14 protein-coding genes are annotated in these 16,109 nt (G+C 54.0%); 9 read left to right on the top strand and 5 right to left on the bottom strand.

Annotated elements, in window-relative coordinates; genetic code table 11:
• Positions 1 to 56: 56 nt before the first annotated feature.
• A complete protein-coding gene (gene ssuE, locus FHC49_RS23670) occupies positions 57 to 632 on the bottom strand; it encodes an NADPH-dependent FMN reductase (protein WP_220441004.1) in 576 nt (191 codons plus the stop codon).
• 251 nt (positions 633 to 883) lie between these two features.
• On the opposite strand from ssuE, the gene pyrD reads away from it, so the two are divergent.
• Entirely contained in the window at positions 884 to 1,894 is a 1,011-nt protein-coding gene (gene pyrD / locus FHC49_RS23665; RefSeq protein ID WP_035892411.1) for a quinone-dependent dihydroorotate dehydrogenase, read from the top strand.
• Positions 1,895 to 2,058: 164 nt separating this feature from the next.
• Complete coding sequence (zapC, locus tag FHC49_RS23660) at positions 2,059 to 2,601, top strand: cell division protein ZapC (protein WP_220441003.1); 543 nt, start codon at positions 2,059 to 2,061, stop codon at positions 2,599 to 2,601.
• Here zapC and FHC49_RS23655 read toward each other — a convergent pair.
• Complete coding sequence (locus FHC49_RS23655; protein WP_220441002.1) at positions 2,598 to 3,707, bottom strand: YcbX family protein; 1,110 nt, start codon at positions 3,705 to 3,707, stop codon at positions 2,598 to 2,600. The two genes, zapC and FHC49_RS23655, sit on opposite strands and share 4 nt — an antisense overlap.
• A gap of 98 nt (positions 3,708 to 3,805) precedes the next feature.
• Here FHC49_RS23655 and rlmKL point away from each other — a divergent pair, with 98 nt between their 5' ends.
• The 6 genes from rlmKL (at position 3,806) to rmf (ending at position 11,729) form a co-directional block, all read left to right on the top strand.
• On the top strand, positions 3,806 to 5,911 hold the full coding sequence (gene rlmKL, locus FHC49_RS23650; protein WP_220441001.1) for a bifunctional 23S rRNA (guanine(2069)-N(7))-methyltransferase RlmK/23S rRNA (guanine(2445)-N(2))-methyltransferase RlmL: 2,106 nt from the start codon (positions 3,806 to 3,808) through the stop codon (positions 5,909 to 5,911).
• Between the two features lie 12 nt (positions 5,912 to 5,923).
• Positions 5,924 to 7,831 (top strand): ABC transporter ATP-binding protein, encoded by a 1,908-nt coding sequence (locus FHC49_RS23645; protein ID WP_185666544.1) that lies wholly within the window; start codon positions 5,924 to 5,926, stop codon positions 7,829 to 7,831.
• Between the two features lie 13 nt (positions 7,832 to 7,844).
• Positions 7,845 to 9,104, top strand: a complete 1,260-nt coding sequence (gene pqiA, locus FHC49_RS23640; protein WP_220441000.1) for a membrane integrity-associated transporter subunit PqiA — start codon at positions 7,845 to 7,847, stop codon at positions 9,102 to 9,104.
• Between the two features lie 4 nt (positions 9,105 to 9,108).
• A complete protein-coding gene (gene pqiB / locus FHC49_RS23635) occupies positions 9,109 to 10,746 on the top strand; it encodes an intermembrane transport protein PqiB (protein ID WP_185666542.1) in 1,638 nt (545 codons plus the stop codon).
• Positions 10,746 to 11,300 (top strand): membrane integrity-associated transporter subunit PqiC, encoded by a 555-nt coding sequence (gene pqiC, locus FHC49_RS23630; protein ID WP_220440999.1) that lies wholly within the window; start codon positions 10,746 to 10,748, stop codon positions 11,298 to 11,300. The genes pqiB and pqiC overlap by 1 nt, the downstream gene beginning before the upstream one ends.
• A gap of 261 nt (positions 11,301 to 11,561) precedes the next feature.
• On the top strand, positions 11,562 to 11,729 hold the full coding sequence (gene rmf, locus FHC49_RS23625) for a ribosome modulation factor (RefSeq protein ID WP_035892402.1): 168 nt from the start codon (positions 11,562 to 11,564) through the stop codon (positions 11,727 to 11,729).
• 97 nt (positions 11,730 to 11,826) lie between these two features.
• On the opposite strand, the gene fabA is transcribed toward rmf, so the two are convergent.
• On the bottom strand, positions 11,827 to 12,345 hold the full coding sequence (fabA, locus tag FHC49_RS23620) for a bifunctional 3-hydroxydecanoyl-ACP dehydratase/trans-2-decenoyl-ACP isomerase (RefSeq protein WP_185666540.1): 519 nt from the start codon (positions 12,343 to 12,345) through the stop codon (positions 11,827 to 11,829).
• Between the two features lie 69 nt (positions 12,346 to 12,414).
• Complete coding sequence (locus tag FHC49_RS23615) at positions 12,415 to 14,175, bottom strand: Lon protease family protein (RefSeq protein ID WP_220440998.1); 1,761 nt, start codon at positions 14,173 to 14,175, stop codon at positions 12,415 to 12,417.
• Positions 14,176 to 14,359: 184 nt separating this feature from the next.
• On the opposite strand from FHC49_RS23615, the gene matP reads away from it, so the two are divergent.
• Positions 14,360 to 14,815, top strand: coding sequence for a macrodomain Ter protein MatP (gene matP, locus FHC49_RS23610; RefSeq protein ID WP_185666538.1), 456 nt, complete (start codon positions 14,360 to 14,362; stop codon positions 14,813 to 14,815).
• A gap of 84 nt (positions 14,816 to 14,899) precedes the next feature.
• Here matP and ompA read toward each other — a convergent pair whose 3' ends face one another.
• Positions 14,900 to 15,961 (bottom strand): porin OmpA, encoded by a 1,062-nt coding sequence (ompA, locus tag FHC49_RS23605; protein ID WP_220440997.1) that lies wholly within the window; start codon positions 15,959 to 15,961, stop codon positions 14,900 to 14,902.
• Between the last annotated feature and the right edge of the window lie 148 nt (positions 15,962 to 16,109).

Raw genomic sequence — 16,109 nt, 5'->3', positions numbered from 1 at the left:
ACATTGATATCGACAAACAAAAACGCCGTAGGTTTTTTCCCTACGGCGTTTTTTTATCAAACATGTTCGGTGAGTCGTGCGGAACTTAACGTGGGAACCTGAATGTCCCGCCGATGCAGCGCCTGCCAGAATGTCTCCAGCGCGCTGTCCAGTCGGGTGTGCAGATTTGGGCTGAACTGCGGCTTATGCTGATAATCTGTCACCTGGCTATCGTCGGCAAACACACCCTGCAGGATCTCCTGGGCCTTCAACGCATTCAACACCGGCTTTAAGGCGTAATCCACCGCCAGCATATGCGCCACCGTACCGCCGGTTGCCAGTGGCAGCACCACTTTGCCTTCCAGCGCACGCTCGGGCAACAGATCCAGCAGCGCTTTTAATGCACCAGCGAATGATGCCTTGTAGACCGGGGTGGCGATAATCAGGCCGTCAGCGTGAGCTAACTGCTCGGTCAAGGTTTGCAGCGCCGGGCTGTCAAAACGGGCGTGAAACAGATCTTCGGGGTCGAAGTTCTGTAGATGCCAATGGAAAACTTCAACGTCGGCGGCAGAGAGTTTCTCCCGGGCGTACTCCAGCAGGGCGCTGGAGCGAGAAGGAAAACGAGGGCTGCCTGCTAAAGTAATGACGCGCATGGTCTCTCCTTATAACTAAAAACAAACATTAATCTAAAATTGATAACATTTGCATCAGTGTGTCAGAGAGGAAACTGCGGGCGAAATACTTTTTCTGATGATGGATTACCAGAAAATGCATATGCGGAGTGCAGGAGAGGTTGAATGGAAGGAAAACGATTGCGCTTTTTTTGCCGTAGGTCAATTCCATTTCTGAGCGTTATCGCACATAATACGCCCCCGGTTTGCACACCGGGAATCCAGGAGAGTTCATGTACTATCCCTTCGTTCGTAAAGCACTTTTTCAGCTCGATCCAGAGCGCGCTCATGAATTAACGTTTCAACAATTACGTCGCGTCACCGGCACCCCGCTGGAAGCACTCGTGCGTCAAAAAGTGCCGGAAAAACCGGTCACCTGCATGGGGCTGACGTTTAAAAACCCACTGGGTCTGGCCGCCGGTCTGGATAAAGATGGCGAATGTATCGACGCCTTAGGGGCGATGGGTTTCGGCTCCATTGAGATTGGTACCGTCACGCCGCGTCCGCAGCCGGGTAACGACAAGCCGCGCTTGTTCCGTCTGGTCGATGCCGAAGGGTTGATCAACCGTATGGGCTTCAATAACCATGGCGTTGATAACCTGGTCGAGAACGTAAAAAAAGCGCATTTCGACGGAATTCTGGGGATTAATATCGGCAAAAATAAAGATACCCCGGTTGAGCAGGGCAAAGATGACTATCTGATTTGTATGGAAAAAATCTACGCCTATGCCGGTTATATTGCGATTAATATCTCCTCGCCAAATACCCCTGGGCTGCGTACGCTGCAATATGGCGATGCGTTAGACGATCTCCTTTCCGGTATTAAAAATAAGCAATCTGAACTCGAACAAAAGCACCATAAATATGTTCCAGTGGCGGTGAAGATCGCTCCGGATCTTTCTCATGAAGAGTTGATCCAGGTGGCCGACAGTTTAGTCCGCCATAATATTGATGGGGTGATTGCTACCAATACCACATTGGATCGTTCTCTGGTTCAGGGGATGAAAAATTGCGATGAAATGGGAGGCTTAAGCGGTCGTCCATTACAATTAAAAAGCACCGAAATTATTCGTATGCTGTCAGCCGAATTAAAAGGTCAATTACCGATAATTGGCGTTGGCGGTATCGACTCGGTGATTGCGGCGCGTGAAAAGATGGCGGCTGGCGCGTCTCTGGTGCAGATCTATTCCGGGTTTATTTTTAAAGGCCCGCCGCTGATTAAAGAAATCGTTACCCACATCTAGTATTTTTCCTGATAATGTGATCCAGGGCTTTATTTCCGGCCCTGGTTGCATTATATTCCCGTATTGTTGCTTATTTAAACATATTGGTCTTTTATTATTTAAGGCTAAGTAACGCAACGGAAGAAAGGGCAATGCATTGGATGCGAATATGACGGGGGAGTAAAATGCGAATTAAACCTGATGATAACTGGCGTTGGTATTACGATGAAGAGCACGATCGTATGATGCTCGATTTAGCCAATGGTATGTTGTTTCGTTCGCGTTTTGCTCGCCGGATGTTAACCCCCGATGCTTTTGCGTCTACCGGGTTCTGCGTTGACGATGCTGCGCTTTATTTCTCTTTTGAAGAGAAATGCCGCGATCTTGTACTGTCAAAAGAGCATCGCGCTGAGCTCATTCTTAATGCGCTGGTGGCTATCCGCTTCCTGAAACCGCAAATGCCGAAAAGCTGGCACTTCCGCGCTCACGAAGAGAGCTGGTCTCCGGTAACTGGCGATGCAGCGGCCGTGTGGTTGAGCGACGATGACAGCCAGGTGAATTTGCTGGTGGTAGAGCCGGGCGATAATGCAGCCCTGTGCCTGCTGGCCCAGCCGGGTCTGGTATTGGCTGGGCGCACTATGCAGCTTGGCGACCCTATCAAGGTGATGAACGACAGGCTGCAACCTCAGCCGGGGCTGGACGGTTACAGCCTGGAGCAGGCGGTTTAAAGCTTCAGCTTTAGCGCTGTTTTCGGTACGCAGCTACAGCTGAGAATCGTACCATCGTTGGCTATCGCACTCTTTTTCAGCGGACTGACTTCACCGTCCAACAGCGTCACGCGGCAGCTGCCGCAGATACCTGCGCGGCAGGAGTAGGGGACACGAATGCCCTGCTGCTCCAGCTGTTCCAATAAAATCTGCTGATTATTCCCGGTAAAACGACTGCCTTCCCAGTCAATTTCTACGAGCGCATCCTGCTGTGTTTGCGAAGCCAGCGCTTCGTCAGCTTTCCCCGCGACGTACACGATGGCCGGGCCGGTGGTAAGAATTTCCACTTCATCACCCACGCGAACCACGCCGCTATTGCGGGCGATCAGGTTCTGACCGAAATCCACGTCGCCGTTGGCAGGGTTGGTGCGAAACGACTGTAGCGTGCTCAGCGGTTCAGCCGCCGGATGCTTTTGCCCTTTTTCCGGGCTGATGGTCGTAAAGATGCAGCGGCTGCAAGGCTTCACGACATCGAAGACCACGTCGCCAATGCGCAGCGTTTTCCAGCTATCTTCTTCCCAGGCTTGTGCCCCGGTCACCACCAGGTTAGGGCGGAACTGCTCCATGCGAACGCTGGCGCGGCAGCGCTGCTGTAGGTCGCGCAGCGAGGCTTCGTTGGTCAGCAAGAACGGAAAACCATCGGCGAATGAGAGCGGCACCGCATCGTGACGCTTAACACGGCGGGTAAGATCATCACCCAGCCAGCGAAGCTGGACATCGCGCTTAAAGAACGGCGTCAGCCACTGATTGATAGCGTCGGGTGCGATACGCGAGGTAAAATGGTTGCCCCATACTTCGGTTGGCGACGGCTGACCGACGAAATCCACAAAACGGACTAACGCACTGCTGCCGTCGGGCGCGGTGAGGTGTAAACCATCGTGAAGGACCGCAGGGGTAAAACGCACCATCGCCGGGAACTGCCGGGCGGTAATAAAGGTGCCATCAGGCTCGGTGATCATGAAAATGCGGTCAAATGCCATCCCGCTAATATCGGCAAAGGCGTGCGTAAGCCCGATGCCGCGCATGGATTTCACCGGATGTATAAAAAGCCGCGATAATGTAGCCACAACGCTGTCCCTGAGTCGAAAATAAGCCTTTAACTTTATGACATGGGGCGCAGATTGGCTATAATGCGCAACAATTTTCTGCGAGTAAAAGTGACGATATGAATTCTCTGTTTGCCAGTACGGCCCGTGGGCTGGAAGAGCTGTTAAAAACTGAACTGGAAGGCCTGGGCGCCCAAGAGTGCCAGATTGCCCAGGGCGGCGTCCATTTCCAGGGCGACACGCAGCTTCTGTACAAAAGCCTGATGTGGAGTCGTCTGGCTTCGCGCATCATGATGCCGCTGGGAGAATGTAGCGTCTGGAGCGATCTCGATCTTTATCTCGGCGTGCAGGCTATCGACTGGACCTCGATCTTCACCCCGGATGCCACCTTTGCGGTGAGCTTCGGCGGCCTGAACGATAGCATCCGTAACAGCCAGTACGGTGCGTTGAAGGTAAAAGATGCGATCGTCGATGCCTTTACGCGTAAAAATCTGCCGCGTCCTAACGTCGATCGTGAAAACCCGGATCTGCGTATTAACGTCCGTCTCAACAAAGAGACCGCCTATATTTCTCTCGATCTGAGCGGCGAAGGCCTGCACCTGCGCGGCTATCGCGATCGTACCGGTATGGCGCCAATCAAAGAGAACCTGGCGGCGGCTATCGTCATGCGTTCCGGCTGGGTGCCGGGTACGCCGCTGCTCGACCCTATGTGTGGTTCCGGCACGCTGCTGATTGAAGCGGCGATGTGGGCTACCGACCGTGCGCCGGGGCTACACCGCGGCCACTGGGGCTTCAGCGGCTGGGCGCAGCATGACGATGCCGTGTGGAAAGAAGTGAAAGCCGATGCGCAGACCCGCGCCCGTGCTGGCCTTGCCGCCTATGAATCCCGCTTCTTTGGCTCTGACGTCGACAGCCGCGTGGTTGAGCTGGCGCGCAGCAACGCCCGTCGCGCCGGTATTGGCGAACTTATCACCTTTGAGGTGAAAGATGTAGCGCAGCTGACCAACCCGCTGCCGAAAGGTCCTTACGGTACCGTTATCAGCAACCCGCCGTACGGCGAGCGTCTGGAAAGCGAACCGGCGTTGATAGCAATGCACAGCCTGCTCGGCCGCAATATGAAAAACCAGTTTGGCGGCTGGAACCTGTCGCTGTTTAGCGCCTCTCCGGAGCTGTTAAGCTGCCTGCAGCTGCGCGCCGAGCGTCAGTTTAAAGCGAAAAACGGCCCCCTGGACTGCGTACAGAAAAACTATCACCTGGCTGAAACCACCGGTGAGAAACCTGCCTCGCTGGCGGAAGATTACGCTAACCGTCTGCGTAAGAATCTGAAGAAATATGAGAAGTGGGCGAAACAGGAAGGGATCGAATGCTACCGCCTGTATGACGCCGACCTGCCGGAATATAACGTGGCCGTTGACCGCTACGCCGATTGGGTGGTGGTGCAGGAGTATGCGCCGCCGAAAACCGTTGATGCCAACAAAGCGCGTCAGCGTCTGTTTGATATTATCGCGGCGACTATTTCCGTGCTCGGTATTGCACCGAACAAGCTGGTGCTGAAAACCCGTGAGCGTCAGAAGGGTAAAAACCAGTATCAGAAGATGAACGAGAAGGGCGACTTCATGGAGGTAAGCGAATACAACGCGCGCCTGTGGGTCAACCTGACCGATTATCTCGACACCGGCCTGTTCCTCGACCACCGTATCGCCCGCCGTATGCTGGGTGAAATGAGCAAGGGCAAAGACTTCCTGAACCTGTTCTCCTATACCGGCAGCGCCAGCGTGCACGCGGGTCTGGGCGGTGCGCGTTCGACCACCACCGTGGATATGTCGCGTACCTATCTGGAGTGGGCGGAACGTAACCTGCGCCTTAACGGCTTAACCGGCCGCGCGCATCGCCTGATGCAGGCGGACGTGCTGGCATGGCTGCGCGATACCGACGAACAGTTCGATGTGATCTTTATCGATCCGCCAACCTTCTCGAACTCCAAACGTATGGAAGATGCGTTTGACGTTCAGCGCGATCACCTGCGTCTGATGAAAGATCTGAAGCGTCTGCTGCGTAAAGGCGGCACCATCATGTTCTCCAACAACAAACGCGGTTTCCGTATGGACCACGACGGCCTGGCTGAACTGGGACTGAAAGCACAAGATATTACCCAAAAAACACAGTCTCAGGATTTCGCCCGTAACCGTCAGATCCACAACTGCTGGCTGATTACCGCAGCCTGAAAGGAATAAAGAATGTCATTAATTAGTATGCACGGTGCCTGGCTGTCATTCAGCGATGCGCCGCTTCTCGATAATGCAGAACTGCATATTGAAGATAACGAACGCGTCTGTCTGGTTGGCCGTAATGGCGCGGGCAAATCGACGCTGATGAAGATCCTCAACCGTGAGCAGGGTCTCGACGACGGTCGCATTATTTACGAACAGGATCTGGTTGTGGCGCGTCTGCAGCAGGATCCGCCGCGTAACGTGCAGGGCAGCGTCTATGATTTCGTGGCTGAAGGTATCGAAGAGCAGGCGGTGTACCTTAAGCGCTATCACGATATCTCGCATCTGGTGATGACCGACCCAAGCGATAAAAATCTGCAGGAGCTGGCGAAGGTTCAGGAACAGCTGGATCACCACGGCCTGTGGCAGTTGGAAAATCGCATCAACGAAGTGCTGGCACAGCTGGGCCTGGAGCCGGATATGGAGCTGGCGGCGCTGTCCGGCGGATGGCTGCGTAAAGCGGCGCTGGGCCGTGCGCTGGTGAGCGCACCGCGCGTGCTGCTGCTCGACGAACCGACGAACCACCTGGATATTGAAACGATCGACTGGCTGGAAGGTTTCCTGAAAACCTTCAAAGGCACGATTATCTTTATCTCCCACGACCGTTCCTTCATTCGCAATATGGCGACCCGTATTGTCGACCTCGACCGCGGCAAGCTGGTGACCTATCCGGGTAACTACGATCAGTACCTGCTGGAGAAAGAAGAAGCACTGCGCGTTGAAGATCTGCAAAACGCCGAGTTTGACCGCAAGCTGGCGCAGGAAGAGGTCTGGATCCGCCAGGGCATCAAAGCGCGTCGTACCCGTAATGAAGGTCGCGTTCGTGCCCTGAAAGCGATGCGTAACGAACGTAGCGCCCGCCGTGAAGTGATGGGCAGCGCCAAAATGCAGGTTGAAGAAGCATCCCGCTCCGGCAAAATCGTCTTTGAGATGGAAGACGTTAACTACCAGGTTAACGGCAAAGTGCTGGTAAAAGATTTCTCTGCACAGGTTCAGCGCGGTGACAAGATTGCGCTGATCGGCGCCAACGGCTGTGGCAAAACCACGCTGCTGAAGCTGATGTTAGGTCAACTGGAGGCGGACAGCGGGCGTATCCACGTCGGCACTAAGCTGGAAGTGGCCTACTTCGATCAGCATCGCGCTGAGCTGGACCCGGACAAAACGGTGATGGACAACCTTGCCGAAGGCAAGCAGGAAGTGATGGTTAACGGTAAGCCACGCCACGTGCTGGGCTATCTGCAGGACTTCCTGTTCCATCCGAAGCGCGCGATGACTCCGGTCCGGGCGCTGTCCGGTGGTGAACGTAACCGTCTGCTGCTGGCAAGGCTGTTCCTGAAACCAAGTAACCTGTTGATTCTCGATGAACCAACCAACGACCTGGATGTCGAAACGCTCGAGTTGCTTGAAGAGCTCATCGACGGCTATCAGGGCACTGTGATGCTGGTCAGCCACGATCGTCAGTTTGTTGATAACACCGTCACCGAATGTTGGATCTTCGAAGGCGAAGGGCGCATTGGTCAATATGTCGGCGGTTATCACGACGCGCGCGGCCAACAATCGCAGTCACGGGCGCAAAAACAGTCAAACGAGAAAAAAAGCCCAGAAGTGGTGCAGCCAAAAGCAGAAACGGTCAAACGAGCAAGCGCCAAACTAAGCTATAACCTGCAGCGCGAATTGGAGCAGCTACCGCAGAAGCTCGAAACGCTGGAGGCGAATCTGGAAACGTTGCAGGCTCAGGTCGCCGATGCATCGTTCTTCAGCCAGCCCCACGACCATACGCAAAAGGTGCTGGCCGATTTGGCTCAGGCTGAGCAGGCGCTGGAAGAAGCGTTTGAACGGTGGGAATATCTGGAAGCGTTAAAAAACGGCGCCTGATTGAGGAGTTTTCATGTGCGAACAACATCATGCTGCACAGCATATCCTATGTCCACAATGTGACATGCTGGTGGCGTTGCCGCACCTGGAGCACCGACATAAGGCCACCTGCCCACGCTGTGGTACAACGCTGACCACCGCGTGGGACGAGCCTCGGCGGCGTCCGACGGCCTATGTGCTGGTTGCGCTCTTTATGCTGCTGCTGGCCAACCTGTTTCCGTTTATCAGCATGAACGTCGCGGGGGTTAACAGTGAGATTGAGCTGCTGGAAATCCCGAGCGTCATGTTTTCTGAAAACTACGCCAGCCTCGGCACCTTCTTCCTGCTGTTTGTACAGTTGGTGCCCGCGTTCTGTTTGATTACCATTCTGCTGTTGGTTAACCGGGTGCGCATGCCGCACCGGCTTAAGGCGATTCTGGCGCGTATCCTGTTTACCCTGAAAACCTGGGGCATGGCGGAAATCTTCCTTGCCGGGGTGCTGGTGAGCTTTGTGAAGCTGATGGCGTACGGCGATATCGGCGTTGGCAGCAGCTTCCTGCCCTGGTGTCTTTTCTGTCTCTTGCAACTGCGAACCTTCCAGTGCGTGGACCGTCGCTGGCTATGGGACGATATCGCCCCGATGCCCAAGCTTGAACAGCCGCTGAAACCCGGCGTGACCGGTATTCGTCAGGGGTTGCGCTCCTGTGCCTGCTGTACGGCGATTTTACCTGCTGACCAGCTTGAGTGCCCGCGTTGCCACAGCAAAGGACACGTCCGACGTAAAAACAGTCTGCAGTGGACAATGGCGCTGCTGGTGACGTCAATCATGCTTTATCTCCCGGCCAACATTTTGCCTATCATGATAACCGACCTGCTGGGCGACAAAATGCCGTCGACCATCCTGGCCGGGGTGGTACTGCTCTGGAGCGAAGGATCGTATCCAGTGGCGATGGTCATTTTCCTCGCCAGTATTATGGTGCCGACGCTGAAGATGATCGCCATCGCCTGGCTGTGCCTGGATGCCAACGGTATGAAGCGTAAGCACCGGGACAGCGAACGTATGCACCTGATCTACGAAGTGGTGGAGTTTGTTGGCCGCTGGTCGATGATCGACGTCTTTGTTATTGCAGTGCTTTCGGCCCTGGTGCGTATCGGGGGCCTAATGAATATCTATCCGGCGATTGGCGCGCTGATGTTTGCGCTGGTCGTCATAATGACCATGTTCTCGGCAATGACGTTTGATCCGCGACTTTCGTGGGATCGGGAACCTGAATCAAGCCATGAGGAGTCGTAAAAGCATGGAAACCAAGAGTGGGGAGGCGAAGGTGCAGAAAGTGAAAAACTGGTCTCCCGTTTGGATCTTCCCGATCGTAACGGCGCTGATTGGTGCCTGGATCTTATTTTACCACTACAGCCATCAGGGGCCGGAGGTGACGCTTATCACCACCAACGCTGAAGGTATTGAAGGTGGTAAAACGACGATCAAAAGCCGCAGCGTTGACGTTGGTATTGTCGAAAGCACGACGTTGACCGACGATCTAACGCACGTGGAAATTAAAGCGCGACTGAATTCCGGCATGGAAAAGCTGCTGCACAAAGATTCGGTATTCTGGGTCGTGAAGCCGCAGATTGGCCGTGAAGGCATCAGTGGGTTGGGCACGCTGCTGTCGGGGGCCTATATCGAACTGCAGCCGGGTTCTAAAGGTTCTGAGCTGAACAGCTATCAGCTACTGGATTCACCGCCGCTGGCACCGCCTGATGCGAAGGGTATTCGTGTGCTGCTTGATAGTAAAAAAGCAGGGCAGCTCAGTCCGGGCGATCCGGTGCTGTTCCGTGGCTACCGTGTGGGGTCCGTTGAGACGAGTACTTTTGACCCTCAGAGCCGCACTATCAGCTATCAGTTGTTTATCAGCGCGCCAAACGATCGACTGGTGACCAGCAACGTACGTTTCTGGAAGGACAGCGGCGTAGCGGTCGATCTGACCTCCGCTGGGATGCGTGTAGAAATGGGCTCGCTATCGACACTCTTTAGCGGTGGCGTCAGCTTTGACGTTCCGGAAGGTGTGGAACTGGGGCAGCCAATAGCTGAGAAAACTGAATTTAAGCTGTATGACGATCAAAAGAGCATTCAGGACTCGCTCTATACTCAGCACATCGACTACCTGATGTTCTTCAAAGATTCTGTACGTGGGCTGCAGCCCGGTGCGCCGGTCGAATTCCGCGGCATTCGCCTGGGTACTGTGGCACAGGTGCCATATTTTGTGCCGGGTTTACGTCAGGCATTGAACGATGACTATCGTATCCCTGTGATGATCCGCATTGAACCAGAGCGTCTGGCGAGCGAACTCGGAGAAAAACCTGACGTAGGGGCCCATTTAACCGGCCTTATTCAACGTGGCCTGCGTGGTGCGTTAAAAACAGGTAACCTGGTAACCGGTGCACTTTACGTGGATCTTGATTTCTATCCAAAAGAGAAACCGGTTAAAGAGATGCCTGAGTTTGGTGGTCATCAGATTATCCCAACCGTCAGCGGTGGCCTGGCGCAGATCCAGCAGCGCCTGATGGATACGCTCGATAAGATCAACAATCTGCCGCTAACGCCGATGGTTGAACAGGCCACGAACACGCTGAGTGAAAGCCAGAACACGATGCGCCGCCTGCAGACGACGCTGGATAATCTGAACAAGATAACCGCCAGCCAGTCTGCGCAGCAGTTGCCTGCCGATATGCAGAAAACGCTGCGTGAGCTAAACCGCAGTATGCAGGGCTTCCAGCCGGGTTCCGCCGCCTACAACAAGATGGTGGGCGACATGCAGCGTCTGGATCAGGTTCTGCGTGAGCTTCAGCCGGTGCTGAAAACGCTGAATGAGAAGAGCAACGCGCTGGTGTTCGAAGCGAAGGATAAAAAAGATCCAGAGCCTAAGAGGGCGAAATAATGAAAAAGTGGTTAGTACTGGTTGCAGCCTGCCTGTTGGCAGCCTGCAGCAGCACGGAAAATAAAACCTACTACCAACTGCCGCAGGCTACGGGTACGGTGCAGAACAGCGCCAGCGCAAATCAGCGCCTGCTGTGGGTGGAACAGGTCAGTATCCCTGACTTCCTCGCCGGCAGCGGCGTGGTCTATCAGACCAGCGATGTGCAGTATGTGATTGCCAGCAATAACCTTTGGGCGAGCCCGCTGGACCAGCAGCTACGCACAACGCTGGTGGCGAACCTCAGTAACCAGCTGCCGGGCTGGGTGGTCTCTTCGCAGCCACTAGGCAGTGACCAGGATACGCTTAACGTCTCGGTAAATGGTTTCCACGGTCGTTATGATGGCAAAGTTATCGTGAGCGGAGAGTGGCTGCTCAATCATCAGGGACAGCTGACGAAGCGTCCGTTCCATATTGAGCTGGCGCAGCAGCAGGACGGCTATGACGCCATGGTGAAAGTGCTGGCGCAGGCCTGGAGCCAGGAAGCGACCGCGATAGCGCAAACCATCAATCGATAACCATAAGTAGAATTAATTGTTCTAAAGACCGCCGACGGTGCAACACCTCGGCGGTTTTTTTTATCCCTACGCTCAATTGCTTACTTAACCCACTTCACATTTTTTGTACAAATGTTCTTCTGAGTAGCTCACAAATATGACATTGGTATGAATTCTGCGCATTGACGGGGGAATGGTTTAGCGGTATTCGTATTATGTGGCTGCACACTTTGTAACCACTGTTTTCTTTTCCACCAGACCAAGATATGAGGGAAACGAGGCATGAAGAGACAAAAACGAGATCGCCTGGAGCGGGCACATCAGCGTGGGTATCAGGCCGGGATCACCGGACGACCAAAAGAAATGTGTCCATACCAGACCATTAACCAGAGGTCTTACTGGCTGGGAGGCTGGCGAGAAGCCATGGAGGACAGGGCGGTAGTCGCCTGACACTGTCTCTTTAAAAAGAAACCTCCGCAGTGCGGAGGTTTCGCCTTTAGATTCACAACGCTACTCTGTCGTCAGTTCCTTCTGACGACAAACAGCATCAGAATGCAGAAGTGTCCTGGAACAGGCCCACTTTCAGATCGTTAGCGGTATAGATCAGACGACCATCAACCAGCACTTCACCATCCGCCAGACCCATGATCAGACGACGGTTAACAATACGCTTGAAGTGAATACGGTAGGTCACTTTCTTCGCGGTTGGCAGAACCTGGCCGGTGAATTTAACTTCACCCACGCCGAGCGCACGGCCTTTGCCTTCGCCGCCCAGCCAGCCGAGGTAGAAACCAACTAACTGCCACATTGCGTCCAGACCCAGGCAGCCTGGCATGACTGGATCGCCGATAAAGTGGCAACCAAAGAACCACAGGTCAGGATTGATATCGAGCTCAGCTTCAACATAACCCTTGTCAAAGTTGCCGCCGGTTTCGGTCATTGAAATGACACGATCCATCATCAGCATGCTCGGAGCTGGCAACTGCGGGCCTTTAGCGCCAAACAGTTCACCGCGACCAGAGGCAAGAAGGTCTTCTTTTGTATAGGATTCGCGTTTATCTACCATGTTTTCAGTAAGCCTTATTTTGAGTTCGGGACGCAGGATAGCTAACACGTGTACGCTGAACAAGTCCGATCAGTTGGAAGCTGAACGATTTAACCAGCGTAACGGCCACGGATAGCGGTAGCGAGGCTCCTGCTGCGTAGCTTGTGCAATGCGTTCCTGAATAGTTTGCAACAGCGTCTGTCCTTCACCGTCCCAGTTCAATTGCATGAGAAGCGGCAGCGCATCGGTCACATCATCAATAGCCCAGATGGAGAATTCTCCGGCCTCTACCGCTTCCTGCACCTCGGTTGCGAGGCTCAGGTGGCGAACGTTAGCGGAAGGAATAATCACCCCCTGCTTGCCGCTCAGGCCGCGTTGAGCGCAGATAGCAAAGAAACCTTCGATTTTTTCATTCAGGCCGCCAACCGGCTGGGCGCGACCAAACTGATCGACAGAGCCGGTCATGGCAATGCTTTGGTTAATCGGCACGTTCGCCAGGGCGCTGATGAGCGCACAAAGCTCGGCCATAGAGGCGCTGTCGCCGTCGACTTCACTGTAAGATTGTTCAAAGGTGATGGAGGCAGAGAACGGCAGTTGCTGTTCCAGATCCAGCTCGGCCATTAAGAAGGCCTGCATTAACATCATCCCTTTGGCGTGAATATTGCCACCGAGTTCGGCTTTACGTTCGACGTCGGTAAACTCGCCGTCGCCGATGTGCACTACGCAGCTAATGCGTGAGGGTTCACCGAACGGGCGAGGGTGACCAGGGAAATCAATGACCGACAGGGCGTTGATCTGACCGATGCATTCGCCTTCGGTTTCAATCAGGATCTGCTCAAGCAGGATTTCGTCCTGCATACGCTCGGCCAGGAACCCTTCACGCCACTGGCGCTGTACCAGCATCGTTTTCAGCTGTTCGGCATTGATAGTACGGTCTGTGGTAAACGGTGCGGCTTCACGCAGCTGACGGTTAATCCACAGCGGGCAGAGCGGCATCACTTCCTGGTCGCCGGTGTAACGGGCACCTTCCTGCATCAGAAGTGGCCAGGCGTCGGCAGTAAGCCCTGGCAGCGATTTCTCACGTGCCACCCCGGAGACCCACTGACACCATTGTCTGAGGGCTTCTTCGTCCGTCAGCTGCAGGCTATCTTCAAACTCGCTGTACAGCGAGGATTCGGCCAGTTCAGGCTCCATCTCCTGGAAGTCCGCCAGCGATTCACGCTCACCGACAAGCATGACCTTTAGCGTTAACGGCATAGAAGGGATACTTACCGGCAGCGGGCGCGCATCGTCAAAGGTCAGCCAGTCGAAGCGCTGTTGAGTGACGATGTTTTTTAAGCGCATCCACAGAATGGGCTGCGACATCAGCGTGCGTAAAGAGAGGATCAGAATGCCGCCGTTGGCCTGATGAACCAGACCAGGCTGCAGGCTGATTTCGCCATTAAACTGACGAACACAGCCAAAAAGTTGTTCCGCTTCGACCCAGTCAGCAAAAATGATGGGGCCGCGGCTTGCGAAGTTGTCCTCTGCGCTACGGGCAGGCTGTACGGTGACTTTGCCACCAACAACCTGATAATCGACGCCCGTCAGAGCGGATTCATCGCTATTGCGCAGAGAGAGGGCCGTTTGCGAGAGCAGCTGCAGGTACTCTTTTTCTTCTGGTGCTTTGACCAGCAAGAATGGGGAGATCCCCTGTGGATGCAGAAACTGCTCCAGCGCGTAGTGTAAACGGGCCTGGAGTTCGCTGAATAATGCGTCGTTTTCTGAGGCTAAATCAGGCTGGGCAAATAGCGCCTGGTATGCTTCAGTCGCGGGGGCGAGAAAGCGCCGGGAAAGAGTATTTATAGTCAATGTCGCTATTTTTAGTCAGATGTAAAGTGCGTGATTATACCTGATGCCGTTGGGAAGCTCACGGAGAATAGGGAAGTATCTTCGGACGTCAGCCTTATCCGTATCACAGTTGCAGATTTCTTCTCAGCACATTGAGGAAAAACTGTTATCCTGAAAAGAGTTACACGGTCACACTGAGATCGCAATGAAATATCAACAACTGGAAAATCTTGAAAGCGGCTGGAAATGGAAATACCTGGTGAAAAAGCACCGGGAAGGTGAGCCCATTACCCGTTACATTGAAGCCAGCGCCGCGCAAGAGGCTGTCGATGTTTTGCTGAAACTGGAAAATGAACCGGTTCTGGTGAATGACTGGATTACCCAGCACATGAACCCGCAGCTGGTGAACCGTATGAAGCAGACGATTCGCGCACGCCGTAAACGTCATTTTAACGCCGAGCATCAGCATACCCGTAAGAAGTCGATCGATCTGGAGTTCGTCGTCTGGCAGCGCCTGGCAGGGCTTGCACAGCGCCGGGGTAAAACCTTGTCTGAAACGGTTGTTCAGCTGATTGAAGATGCCGAGAATAAAGAGAAGTATGCGACGAAGATGTCCAGCCTGAAGCAGGATCTGGAAGCAATGCTGGGCAAAGAGAAATAGGCGATACCGCTGCTATAATGTCGGTTGCTTTAGATTCAGACCAAAAAAAACCCCGCAGAGCGGGGTTTTTTATTAGACGAGAACTTAAGCCTGAGGCTGAGTTACAACGTCTTTGCTACCTTTAACTTCGATCTCTACGCGACGATCTGGTGCCAGGCAGTCGATCAGCGCAGCTTTCGCTTTCACGCTGTCACAGGTGTTGCCAGTAACTGGGTTAGATTTGCCCATGCCACGTGCAGAGATTTTGTCAGCTGGGATACCTTTAGATACCAGGTAATCAACAACGGACTGTGCACGTTTTTCGGACAGACCCTGGTTGTAAGCGTCAGAACCGATACGGTCGGTGAAGCCCAGAACCACTACGGAACCTTCTTTAGGATCCAGGTTGCTCAGCTGGGAGTACATCTGATCCAGAGCCTGCTTACCTTCTGGTTTCAGAGTAGCTTTGTTGAAGTTGAACAGAACGTCAGACTTCAGAGTGAAGTGTTTGGTCTGTACTTCTGGAGCTGGAGCCGGAGCTGGAGCGATTACTGGAGCTGCTGCATCCTGCTGGCCGAAGCGGTAGGAAACGCCTACGCTCAGCATGCCGTTGTCAGGACGTACGCCAACGCTGTTTGCGTCGCCGATGTTGTTAACCCACTGGTATTCCAGACGGGTAGCGATGTCACGAGTAACAGCCCACTCAACGCCGCCAGCGAATACTGGGGAAACGCCGGTGTCGTGGTTTTTACCAACACCATCGCTGGTGTTGTTGGAATCAGCACGCCATACCATGCCGCCCAGACGGGTGTAGATGTCCAGGTCGTCGGTTACTGGGTAGCCCAGTTTAGCGGTCAGCTGTACGCCCTGAGCTTTCAGTGCGCCGCTTGTCGCGGTACCAGTGTATTCCATACGACCCAGCCAGTCGTAGCCCATTTCGAAGCCAACGTACGGGTTAACCTGGTAGCCACCGAACGCGCCTGCACCAAGCTGGCTGTTGTGGGTAGAACCGTCGTTGTTATAAGCACTGTTATACCAGCCGGTGTCATGGTACTGGGACCAGCCCAGTTTACCACCTGCGTACCAGGTGTTGTCTTGCGGAGCGGCCTGCGCTACAGAAGCGAAGCCTGCCAGTGCCACTGCAATCGCGATAGCTGTCTTTTTCATTTTTTGCGCCTCGTTATCATCCAAAATTTGCCATGAAGTTCTAAATAGACTCACGGTTAAATCCTTCCACCGGGGGCGTGGCTTAATAAAATACTCAGCAGATAACTGCGGTTAAGCTTGAGCACCCCTGGCGATGTAAAGTCTACAA

The sequence above is a fragment of the Kluyvera sp. EC_51 genome, from assembly GCF_019584505.1.
Classification (GTDB): Bacteria; Pseudomonadota; Gammaproteobacteria; order Enterobacterales; family Enterobacteriaceae; genus Kluyvera; species Kluyvera sichuanensis.
Note: the sequence above shows the minus strand (reverse complement) of the source record. Positions and strands in the feature narration are given on the sequence as shown.